This is a genomic window from Halorubrum tibetense, from assembly GCF_042661865.1.
Taxonomy (GTDB): Archaea; Halobacteriota; Halobacteria; order Halobacteriales; family Haloferacaceae; genus Halorubrum; species Halorubrum tibetense.
In genome coordinates, this window is the sequence record NZ_JBHSWW010000071.1 from 1 (window position 1) to 10103 (window position 10103).

At 68.1% G+C, this 10103-nt stretch carries 11 protein-coding genes and 1 pseudogene; 3 read left to right on the forward strand and 9 right to left on the reverse strand.

The genetic code is table 11. The features are described 5' to 3' along the window. The 5 genes from ACFQEU_RS06885 to ACFQEU_RS06905 all read right to left on the reverse strand — a co-directional run. Positions 1-840, reverse strand: an 840-nt coding sequence (locus ACFQEU_RS06885; RefSeq protein WP_379780596.1) for a cell division protein CdpA domain-containing protein, incomplete at its 3' end; no start/stop codon positions are given. An 82-nt stretch (positions 841-922) separates the two neighbouring features. Next, the gene (locus tag ACFQEU_RS06890) at positions 923-1984 is read right to left on the reverse strand and encodes a phosphotransacetylase family protein (RefSeq protein ID WP_379780598.1); all 1062 of its coding nucleotides are present in this window, start codon (positions 1982-1984) and stop codon (positions 923-925) included. Further along, the gene (locus tag ACFQEU_RS06895) at positions 1981-4092 is read right to left on the reverse strand and encodes an acetate--CoA ligase family protein (RefSeq protein ID WP_379780600.1); all 2112 of its coding nucleotides are present in this window, start codon (positions 4090-4092) and stop codon (positions 1981-1983) included. The genes ACFQEU_RS06890 and ACFQEU_RS06895 overlap by 4 nt, the downstream gene beginning before the upstream one ends. A gap of 210 nt (positions 4093-4302) precedes the next feature. Next, complete coding sequence (locus ACFQEU_RS06900) at positions 4303-5865, reverse strand: PAS domain-containing sensor histidine kinase (protein ID WP_379780602.1); 1563 nt, start codon at positions 5863-5865, stop codon at positions 4303-4305. 125 nt (positions 5866-5990) lie between these two features. Further along, on the reverse strand, positions 5991-6386 hold the full coding sequence (locus tag ACFQEU_RS06905; RefSeq protein ID WP_379780604.1) for a helix-turn-helix domain-containing protein: 396 nt from the start codon (positions 6384-6386) through the stop codon (positions 5991-5993). Between the two features lie 146 nt (positions 6387-6532). Here ACFQEU_RS06905 and ACFQEU_RS06910 point away from each other — a divergent pair, with 146 nt between their 5' ends. Next, complete coding sequence (locus ACFQEU_RS06910; RefSeq protein ID WP_379780606.1) at positions 6533-7264, forward strand: helix-turn-helix domain-containing protein; 732 nt, start codon at positions 6533-6535, stop codon at positions 7262-7264. 96 nt (positions 7265-7360) lie between these two features. Then, complete coding sequence (locus tag ACFQEU_RS06915; protein WP_379780608.1) at positions 7361-7519, forward strand: DUF7560 family zinc ribbon protein; 159 nt, start codon at positions 7361-7363, stop codon at positions 7517-7519. 15 nt (positions 7520-7534) lie between these two features. Here ACFQEU_RS06915 and ACFQEU_RS06920 read toward each other — a convergent pair whose 3' ends face one another. Next, entirely contained in the window at positions 7535-8008 is a 474-nt protein-coding gene (locus tag ACFQEU_RS06920; RefSeq protein ID WP_379780610.1) for a hypothetical protein, read from the reverse strand. A gap of 191 nt (positions 8009-8199) precedes the next feature. On the opposite strand from ACFQEU_RS06920, the gene ACFQEU_RS06925 reads away from it, so the two are divergent. Next, entirely contained in the window at positions 8200-8652 is a 453-nt protein-coding gene (locus ACFQEU_RS06925) for a pyridoxamine 5'-phosphate oxidase family protein (protein WP_379780612.1), read from the forward strand. 30 nt (positions 8653-8682) lie between these two features. Here ACFQEU_RS06925 and ACFQEU_RS06930 read toward each other — a convergent pair whose 3' ends face one another. The 3 genes and pseudogenes from ACFQEU_RS06930 to ACFQEU_RS06940 all read right to left on the reverse strand — a co-directional run. Continuing rightward, positions 8683-8817 carry a DUF7560 family zinc ribbon protein gene (locus tag ACFQEU_RS06930; protein WP_379780614.1) on the reverse strand — a complete coding sequence of 45 codons (135 nt, stop codon included), beginning with the start codon at positions 8815-8817 and terminating at the stop codon, positions 8683-8685. 114 nt (positions 8818-8931) lie between these two features. Continuing rightward, positions 8932-9687: an ABC transporter permease gene (locus ACFQEU_RS06935; RefSeq protein WP_379780616.1), complete on the reverse strand. Its 756-nt coding sequence runs from the start codon at positions 9685-9687 to the stop codon at positions 8932-8934. Continuing rightward, a pseudogene (locus ACFQEU_RS06940) lies at positions 9684-10103 on the reverse strand (ABC transporter ATP-binding protein); the annotation flags it as partial. The gene ACFQEU_RS06935 and the pseudogene ACFQEU_RS06940, both read right to left, overlap by 4 nt.

A 10103-nucleotide genomic window follows, 5' to 3' on the forward strand; every position in this document is an offset into this window, starting at 1 on the left:
CGCCGACCCCTCCGATCCGGGCTCGTCTAGCGGCGACGTCACCGTCGCGGTCGCCGTGTCACCGCCGTCGCTGACGCCAGGCGACGGGCCGTCGGGTGCGGACGAGGTGCTCGTCTCGGTCCCACCGAGACCGAGCGACGCCGAACGGTCCGAATCGACTTCCGCGTCCACCGTACTGGATGTGCGAGTGTCGCCGCCTCCGGATCCGCCGTTCCGACCCGCTGGGGGCTCGTCGGGCCGATTGGTCTGCGTTTCGACGTCGCCGTCGGGCGTGCCGCCGAGGAGCCCGATCCCGCCGCGGCTCCCGAGCTGATCGCGTTCGACCTCGATGATCTTCGTCTCGCCTTTGTGTGTGACCTCCATCGTCACCGTTCCGCCGGGGTCGTTCCGCGTTTTGAAGTTGGCGACGCCGACGAACACACACCACATCGTCGTCGCGGCCCCGAGGAAGTAGATCCCCGCGGTCGGAAGCGTGAGGTCGACGAGTTCCGGGCTCGGTCCGTTCACCCAGTGGTGCGGGTACGCTTGCGAGAACACCGCCACGCCGAGCGCCATGATCGCCGCCCCGACGACCGCCGCGGCCCGGGTGCGCCGGTCGGCTGGCAACACGGTCATCACGCCGAGCAGGAGGGCCGGGACGCCGAGGCCACCGAGTATCCCGCCGAGCCGACGTGCCGCCCCGGAGGTGTACCCGCTCGGCACGAGCACTTCCGCCGCCACGAGGATCCCCGCGACGAGCAACAGCGTCCCGCCGACGAACAGCCCCGCGCCAAGCGACAGCCTGCGTGGATCGACCTCGGAGCGTCCCGTCCCACCGTACGTCTCCGAGAGACTGGTCATACTCCTCGTTCGTCGTCCTCCCTGAAAACAGTATGTCAGACGCTTCCCGATCGCGCTCGGATGGCGGCGTCGACGCGACCGGTCAGATCAGCGCGTCGACGTCCGCGTGGCCTTCGAGCAGCTCGGTCATCCGGTCGACGGTGCGGGCGTCACGGGTCCGTCCGCCGCTGATTATCTCCTCGATCCGGTCGAGCGCCGTGACGGTGTCCGTGTTCACGGCGAGGACGGCCTTCCCCGCGTCGGCTGCTTTCCCCAGTACCGCGCCGGACGGACGGTGTCCACCCGTCAGGACGAGACACTTCACGCCCGACGCTTCGAGCGCGGCCGTTTGGACGTCCGCGCGGTCGCCGCCGGTGATCACGACGGCGTCGCGGGCGCGCCGGAAGTGCCTGAGCGCCTCGTCGCCGCCCATCGCGCCGACGAGGAACCGCTCGACGAACGCGTCGGTCGGCGCGTCGGTCAGGAGATCGGCACCGAGCTCGTCGGCGAGGTCGCCGACGGTGACGCCCGCGAGCTCTTTCTCGTGCGGGAGCGCCCCGAACACGGTGATCCCGCGGGATTCGAGGAACGGGATCCCGTCCTGGTCGAGCGAGTCGAACGCGGCGTCCGACACCTTGTTGAACACGACGCCAGCGAGGCGGTCGCCGAACGCGTCGGCGGCCGCGAGCACGTCGTCGAGGTCACCCGCCGTCTTGTAGTCGGCTACGAGCACGACGCGCGCGTCGAGCAGCTCCGCCACGTCGACGTCCGTGAGGTCGACGACGCCGCCGGTGGTCCAGTTGCCGCCGCCTTCGACGAACATGTGGTCGCGGTCGGCGGCGAGCTCCGCGAACTCCTCGCGCACTCGGTCGTGGAGCGCCTCGACGTCCTCGGTGCCGCGGATGGCTCCCTCGATGAACGTCGGGGAGTAGACGACGGGCTCCATCTGGTGCATCTCGGCGTCGAGGCCGAGCGTCTCGCGGGCGAGCATCGGGTCCTGGTCGAGCGTCTTGCCGACGTTCGACTGTAGACGCGTGCCCTTCGGTTTCATGTAGCCGACGCTGCCGCCGCGGTCGGCGGCGAGCCGCGCCAGCGCGAGCGTGATCGCGGTCTTTCCTGCTCCTTCTCCGGTTGCGGTGACGAGTGTGGTGGTGGTGTCTGTCATTGGTCGAGTTGCTCGGGGTCGACGGTGAGTCGGACGTCGACGGCGGCGGCGTTCGCCCCGTCGGCGTCGGGCAGTGCAACGAGCGGGTTGATGTCGAGCTCCAGGATGGCGGGGAAGTCGGTGACCAGCTGGGAGAGCCGACCGATCGTCTCGATGACGGCGTCGACGTCCACCGGGTCGCGGCCGCGTGCGCCCCGCAACAGCGGTGCCGACTGGATCTCCTCGGTCATCTCCCTCGCCTCGGGCTCGGAGACGGGCGCGACGCGGAACGTGGTGTCCTCCATCACCTCCACGAAGATCCCGCCGAGCCCGAACATGAGTAGGGGTCCGAACTGTGGGTCCCGGTTCATGCCGACGATCGTCTCGACACCATTGTCGAGGTCGACCATTTCCTGGACTTGAACGCCGAGGATCGTCGCGTCCGGCTGGTAGTTCCGCGCACGCGTTATCAGGTCCTCGTAGGTGTCGGCGACGTCCGCGTCCGCGACGCCGACGGCGACGCCGCCGATGTCCGATTTGTGGAGGATGTCCGGCGAGACGATCTTCATCACGACATCGCCGTCGATCCCCGCGGCGACCTCGGCGGCCGCCGTCGGCGAGTCGACGATCTCGCCGTCGGGCGTCGGGATGCCGTAGGCGTCGAGCAGCGCCATCGCCTCGACGCCGAGACGGTTGTCGTCGCGGTCGCGGACCGACGCGAGGATCTCGGCTGCGCGGTCACGGTCGACGTCGAACGACATCGGCTCTGCGTACTCGCGCGCTTTGATATCGCGGTACTCCGCCAGCGTCGCGAGGCTGTCGATCCCGCGGGCGGGGTCGAAGTAACAGGGGATCCCCTCCCGCTGGAGCTTCTGTTTCGGCTCCCGCGTCCGGTCGCCACCCATCAGACAGGCGGCGACCGGCGCGTCCGTGGTCGCGGTCGTCTCGCGGATCGCCTCGCCGAGGTCGTCGAAGTCGATGGTTGCGGTGGGGGCGGCCAACACCAGCGCCGCGCCGACGTTCTCGTCGGCGAGGACGATCTCTAGCGCCTCGCGGAACCGGTCGATGTCCGCGTCCCCGATGACGTCGACCGGGTTGTGGATGTTCGCCTCCTCGGGCATCGATTCCCGGAGCGACTCGGTCGTCTCGCCGGTGAACGACGCCAGGTCGAGCCCGGCGTCACCGACCGCGTCGGTCGCCATGACGCCCGGGCCGCCGGCGTTCGTGACGATCGCGACGCTGTCGGTGTCGGGCAGCGGCTGGCTACCGAGGATGCCGGCGGCGTCGAACAGCTCGTCGACCGACTCCGCGCGGATGACGCCGGCCTGGTCGAGCCCCGCCTCGTACGCCTTCTCGGAGCCGGCGAGCGTACCGGTGTGTGAGGAGGCGGCCTGTGCGCCCGCGCTCGTGCGCCCGGACTTCACGGCGACTATCGGGGTGTCCTGTGACGTCTCTCGGGCGGTCTCGATGAACTCTCGCCCGTTCTCGATCCCCTCGAGGTAGCCGATGATGACGTCCGTCTCCGCGTCGTCACCCCAGTGGTCGACGAAGTCGGTCTCGTCGAGGACCGCCTTGTTGCCGAGCGAGACGACGTCCTTGAAGCCGACGCCGTTGTCGTTGGCCCAGTCGAGCACCGCCGTGACGAACGCCCCCGACTGGCTCATAAACGAGAGCCCGCCGGGAAGCGCGTTCTCCGGGCCGAACGTGGCGTTCATTCCCGAGGGTGTCGACATGATACCCAGGCTGTTGGGGCCGACGAGGTTCAGCTCGTACTCGTCGGCTATCTCGGCGAGCCGGCGCTCGCGTGCCGCGCCGTCCTCGCCCGTCTCGCCGAACCCCGCGGTGATCACGACGACGTTGCGGACGCCCGCCTCCCCACACGCCTCGATCGCGTTCAGCACGATCGAGGGCGGGACGACGATGACCGCCACGTCGGCGTCCGCGTCGCCGACCGCGTCGACGCACGGTACCCCGAGCACCTCGTCGTAGTTCGGGTTGACAGGCACCGTCTCGCCGTCGAAGTCCGCCAGCAGGTTCGACGTGACGGCACGGCCGACCGCGCCCTCGCGAGTCGTCGCGCCGACGACCGCGACCCGATCCGGGTCGAACAGTTCGTTGAGCGTACCCATCGTCCCCCATCTACTCCGAGCAGCGATTTAATAGCCCTGAAAGTCCCCGCAACTCGGGAATCCTAACGAACGATCGATCGGTCTCGTCGGCGAGAACTGGACGAATAGGGGATCTGGCCGCCTCCCGACCGTCGGCAACTTCGACCGACCGGGGACCATTTCGACCGATCGCCGGCCAGTTTACCGGCCGCTAGCCGCTCCGGCAGACCGCTAGTTACCGCTGGGGGGATCCGTTTCCCTGTCGCTCGCCAGTCCGGGAGGGTCGTTCTCCTCGGGATATTCCTCACGCGGAACGTGGATCGTGACGACGTTGCCGTCATCGACGGTGTCGAACGCGAGGCTGCCGTCGGACCGTTCGGCCACCCAATACGCGAGCCATAGTCCCATGCCGACCGTGTGTCGGAGGTCGTCCATCTTCCATCGGTCGGCCATGATGTGTCGTTCCTCGATGGGGATCGGCGGACAGTTGTCCCGTATCGTGATTCGGACCTCGCCGTCGGTGCGAGTGACGTCCACTTCGACGACCGGCGTCGTGTCCGCATGTTCGACCGCGTTCCGGATCAGCTCCGCAACCGCGTACTCGAGCTCCGGGAGGGCGAACGCCGTGACGTCCGACGGGCAGGAGACGGAGAACTCGCCCGCGGGTCGCTCCGTCCGCATCTCGCCGACGAGTTCGCGGACGATCGGTTCGACGTCGATCGACTGTGGTGACCCGCCGCGGCTCAGCAACTCGATCACGTCGCGCTGTTTCTCGGCGGTGTCGAGGAGGTCGTCCGCGACTCGACGGACAGTCCTCGCCGCGGCCTCCACGTCCACCGCGTCGCTGACGGCGGGTCCGTCTCCACTGGTTCCGTTCCTCTCGGTTCCGTTCCTCTCGGTTCCGTTCCTCTCGGTTCCGTTCTTCCCGGCTTCGTTCGCTTTCGCAGTCCCGATCGGCTCCGCAGTCTCGGTCGCCTCCAGGATCCGTTCCGCCGTGCCGATAACGACGTTCATGTCGTTGCGGATCGTGTGTCGCAGGAGGTTGTCCATCACTTCGAGCTGGCGTTTGTGTCGGTACTCGTCGGTGATATCGCGGGCGAAGCCGGCGACCGCGACGACCTCGCCGTCCTCCCGTACCGGCTCGCCCGGAACACGGACCCAGCGGACCTCCCCCTCGTCCGGCTCGACTCGGTATTCGAGGGTCGTCGAGTGGCCGTCGGAGAGCTGTCGCATCTTTCGCACCACGTGTGCTCGGTCCGCCGGGTACACCCGATCGAGGAACGCCCGCGGTTCCTGCTGTAGCCTCGCCCGCGAGAGCCCGAACACCTCATCGACGGTGTCGCTGACGAAGAGGAGCTCGGACCAGTCGGCGTCGAACATCCACAACACGTCCGTCGACGTGGAGACGATCGTTTCGAGTCGACGGATCGACTCCACCTCCTCGGTGACGTCCCGGGAGCTCACGACGTAGCCGTCGATATCGGTCTCCGAGGGTGCGTAGATCCGGCTTCGGAGCCAGAGCCAGTCGCCTCCGGCGGTCCCGTAGCGGTACTCGAGCGTCTCCGTGCCGTCTCCGTCCCCGTCGACGAGCTCCCTGAACGCCGCCCGGATCCGCGCCTCGTCTTCCGGGTGTACGAGGTCGAAGGCGTCCGTCCCGAAGAGCGTCTCCGGATCGAACCCGAGGACGTCGCGGGTCGCGGCGTTGAGATACGTGTACTTCCCCGCCTCGTCGAGCACGACGAGCTTCTCCCGTGTGAGATCCAGGAGGCTCTCGGCGTCGGGAGCGCGGAGCATACCTGCCGAGTTTCACTAGAGCCCATATAAGGGTTCTCTCAACGTTATCAGAACCGAAACCGACTACGTGGCGACCGCGTCGTCCCTCAGTCTACCGGTCTCGCCGACCCGCCGTGATAGAAATATTAATCGGCAGACACTTCTGCGGTGAACGGGTTCGCGCCGTGGCCGACGCCGTCGTCGGACTCCATCGTCAGGCTGACGCCGTCGTCCGCGAGCTCGACAGCCACGTCCGTGACGCCGCGGACGTACTCGGAGGCGTGGTCACCGTCCGGATCGAACCGGATCCCCTCGGTGAGAAGCGGGGTCGCGTTCAGGCGTTCGACCTTTCGGTAGGCAGTCGAGAGGGCGATATCGCAGGCTTCAGCGAGCTCGCTCGTGGTCATCGGCTCGTCGGCGACGGAGAGAATGGCCCGACAGTCGGGGTCCGCGAGGGCGTCGAACGCGTCGCCAAGGCTCTCGTCTGCGTCCGTCAGGGTCGTCGTCATCGGTCCGCTAACTTGGGACGGGTTTCGCTTCATACCTGTACGATGGCGCCGTATCCACCCGAACCCCCACCCAGCATATGCGGGGTGGTTTATACGTGCCGAGGCGGGTCGTCGTTGGTGGCGAGCGCTCGCCTTCCCGTGCCGTCAACGTTTTGTCCGATGACGGGAACGGACGGACGATGGGAGCCGGCATCCGTGCGGAGATCTCGCTACCGACGTCCGCCTCGTCCCCGTTCGACGGGGTCGTCGACGGATCGACGCCGGTGTACAACGTCGCTCGGAGCCGACTCGAAGTCCAGCGGGTTCGCGACACCGACGGCGACCCCGTCGCCGACGACAGTGCAGCGTTCGAAGCCGGAGCGGACGACCTCGGAACGGACGACCCCGAAGCCGACGAGGATCGGGTCGTGATCGAGTTCCTCGCCGACGCCGACCTCGACGTTCCCGACGGTGTCGAGACGGTGTTCGATTACGGCGAAAAGGCCGCCTATCGGTTCGAGACGGCGTGTTCGGACGCGTCCCCGTTCGCGGTGCTCGATCGCTACGGCGTGCCCGCCACGGAAACGGTTATCCGAGACGGCCGACTGCTCGTGACGTTTCACGCCAGCGATCTGGCGACGTTACGCGCGGTGCTCGAGGCGCTCCAAGAGACGTGTACGGACCTCCAAGTCTTGCGCCTGCTTCAGTCGTCGTCGACGCCGGAGGAGAGCGATCTGGTCACCTTCGACCGAAGCGAGCTGACGGAGCGACAACGCGAGGTGCTTACCGCCGCCTACGACGCCGGCTACTTCGATCACCCGAAGGGCGCGAACGCGGGCGAGGTGGCCGAGTCGCTCGGGATCGACCGGTCGACGTTCGCGGAGCACCTCGCGGCGGTCCAGCGGAAGGTGTTCAACACCGTGATCGATTGAGTTTCCCACTCCGCCGTCGGTTCAGCGGCGGCCCGGATTCCGGGAGCGTGGGAACTCGATGATCGTTTCATGTGGATGCCTGTCGTACTCGTTTCTATGACGCCCGAATCGACACACACCTTCGTCTGCCCGGAGTGTCGTCACTCGTTCGAGGTGGACGACGCGATGCGGGAGAGCCTCCTCGACGCGGGCTGTGTCGTCTGCGGTGCGCCCGTCGTCGACGCGGACCTCACCGCGATGACGACCGTCGAGTGACCTGTCTCCCCGTGGCTACCCCTCGATCCGACCGACCGCCCTCCCGACGACTGTCCGAACGACCCCCGTTCGGACGAGCCGTCGACAGACAACGGCGACGGCGAGCGCGATCCCGGACGCGAGAGTGAACAGTCCGAGGAAGAACACGCCGCCGGTGCTGGCGTAAACGATCGAGAAGCTCACGACACCGAGACCAACCGTCACGGCACCGAGCGCGGCGATGGCGACGGAGCCGATGTCGACCCCGTCGACGACCGGTACGAGGGCCGCCGCGACCCCGAGCAGCGTCGGTACCACGAGCTCGGGTGTGATCGGGAGGGGACCGACGGTCGGCCACATGGGATACGGTCGGGGTAGATACTCGAACGCCGTGGCGGCGACGAGGAGGACCGCGCCGGCGAGCAGGAGTTCGGTCGCGTGGAGGGCGGTTCGAGTACGGGGTGCGGCGGCGACTCGACTGGCCGGCCGCGCGTCGCGTCGGGAGGGCATATCAGGGCGATACACCGCGCACCCACATAACCCTGTTCCGCGGGGATCCTCCCGTTCCCCGGGAGGATCCCCGGGTGACGACTCGGGAGCGCGTCCGAACGGCCGCTGCTCGCGTCGAACGCCCGCCAATTACTCCCCGACGATCGTCCAGTCTCGTGTAGTTTATACCCCCGCACGGACAGTTGTATCGTATGGCGACGAACCGCGAGGTCGAGATGTCCGCGTCGGCGATCGACGCGTTCCTCGGGCGACACGAGACCGGCGTGCTCTCGCTCGCCCGCGACGACGCGCCGTACGCGATCCCGATCTCGTACGGCTACGACGAGACCGCACGCCGGGCGTTCATCCGGCTCGTGTCGACGCCCGACAGCGAGAAGCGCGCGTTCCTCGGCTCCGAGCCGTCCGCCCGACTCGTAGTGTACGAGGAGGGCGACGACACGTACACTAGCGTCGTCGGCGTCGGGACGCTCCATCGGATCCCCGTCGACGAGCTCACGCCCGAGACGATCACGCAGTACGGCGAGACCCGTCGCCCCCTCTTCGAGATCTGGGCGGACGGGAAACCCGACCTCGACATCGACCTCTATCGGTTCGACCCGGACCGACTGACTGGCCGGGAGATCGTCGTCGATCGCGAGGAATAGGTACTGGGGTGCGGTACCCGCGTCGAACTGCTATTCGTCGAAATCGTCCTCAGTCGCGGGCGTCGTACAAACCGGACAGCCGACCGAGAGGATCGTCTCGCGCATCTCCTCGTTGACCTCGATGCGCTGTGTGCAGCCCGAACACGTGAACTCGACGGTCGACACGGGGATCCCTCGTTGTCCCGAGGACGGCGGCGGGAGTGATAAATGACCGGCTTTCCGTCGCGGGGTTCCGTCCTCGCTCGAACCGTCCCGACGACGGCCGTGTCACTCCCACACTCACTCGGTCCGGGGTACCGCGTACGCGCCGAGCACGAGGAACGCGGCCGCGAGGAGCGTGAGGACCGCTAGGTCGCCGAGCCACGGGGCCGGCTCGTAGAGGATCGCCCGCGTTCCCCGCGCGAAGTACGTCAGCGGTGACGCCGCGACCGCCGGGAGGAACCACCCGGGGAGCAGCTCGGGGGGGACGAACGTCTCGGAGAGGAAGAGGAGGGGGAGCGCGACCGTGTTGCTCGCGGCGATCACCCCGTCCTGGGAGTCCGCGAGCGCGCCGAGGAGCGCCCCGAGCCCGCAGAACAGCGCGACGCCGACGGCGACGAACAGCGGGAGGGCGAAAAGAGCCGTCGAGACGACGGGCTCCGCGTCGGTCACCGCGACCACGAGCCCCAGTATCAGGAGGCTCGCCGCGCCGATGATGGCGACGTTGACGAGCGTGTGCGCGAGGAGCCACTCTGCGCGCGACAGCGGCGTCGTCGCCAGCTTCTCGAACCGCCCGCCGTCGCGGTGGCGGGCGATCTCGGAGCCGACCCGCGACAGCGGCGTGAACAGCACCACGACCGCGAGGTAGCCGGGGATGTAGTAGCCGGCGGGCTCGGCGAAGAGCCCCCCGCCGGTCGGCTGCGTCCGCACCAGCGCCCCGAAGATAACGACGAGGATCACGGGGAAGAAGAACGTGAAGAACACGGCCGTCCGACGACGGAGGAACGACCGCGTCGCTGCCCGCGCCTCCGTCACGATCCGTCCGATGCGGGTCATTTCGCACCTCCGTCGGACCGCCTTCCCGTACCATCGGGCTCCCCTCCTGAGGAGTACGACTTCCCTCGGAGCGAGTACGCTTCCCCTTGCGGCGAGTACGACTTCCCGGTGAGTTCGAGATACACGTCCTCCAGCGAGGGTTCGGACCACGACAGCGACTCGAAGCCGACCCCGGCGGCCGCGAGCGCGTCGACGACTTCACCGATCGCCTCGGGCCGGACGCCGACCACGCGCAACCCCTCCTCGGTTGGCTCGACGTCGACGCCGTCCGCGGCGTCCGCAATAGCGTTCGCGGCCTCCGAGACAGCGCCCGCGGCGTCCGCGATAGCGTCCGTGGCGTCCGCGCCAGCAACACTGGAACCGTCCGTTCCGCCCCCGGTCGTCGCTTCCGCCAGAGTCACGTCGAGTCGCGGCTG

What these genes read in the sequence shown, in the direction of transcription:
- ACFQEU_RS06890 (WP_379780598.1), bottom strand. Translation starts at nt 1,984, where the DNA reads ATGACAGACACCACCACCACACTCGTCACCGCAACCGGAGAAGGAGCA.
- ACFQEU_RS06895 (WP_379780600.1), bottom strand. Translation starts at nt 4,092, where the DNA reads ATGGGTACGCTCAACGAACTGTTCGACCCGGATCGGGTCGCGGTCGTC.
- ACFQEU_RS06900 (WP_379780602.1), bottom strand. Translation starts at nt 5,865, where the DNA reads ATGCTCCGCGCTCCCGACGCCGAGAGCCTCCTGGATCTCACACGGGAG.
- ACFQEU_RS06905 (WP_379780604.1), bottom strand. Translation starts at nt 6,386, where the DNA reads ATGAAGCGAAACCCGTCCCAAGTTAGCGGACCGATGACGACGACCCTG.
- ACFQEU_RS06910 (WP_379780606.1), top strand. Translation starts at nt 6,533, where the DNA reads ATGGGAGCCGGCATCCGTGCGGAGATCTCGCTACCGACGTCCGCCTCG.
- ACFQEU_RS06915 (WP_379780608.1), top strand. Translation starts at nt 7,361, where the DNA reads ATGACGCCCGAATCGACACACACCTTCGTCTGCCCGGAGTGTCGTCAC.
- ACFQEU_RS06920 (WP_379780610.1), bottom strand. Translation starts at nt 8,008, where the DNA reads ATGCCCTCCCGACGCGACGCGCGGCCGGCCAGTCGAGTCGCCGCCGCA.
- ACFQEU_RS06925 (WP_379780612.1), top strand. Translation starts at nt 8,200, where the DNA reads ATGGCGACGAACCGCGAGGTCGAGATGTCCGCGTCGGCGATCGACGCG.
- ACFQEU_RS06935 (WP_379780616.1), bottom strand. Translation starts at nt 9,687, where the DNA reads ATGACCCGCATCGGACGGATCGTGACGGAGGCGCGGGCAGCGACGCGG.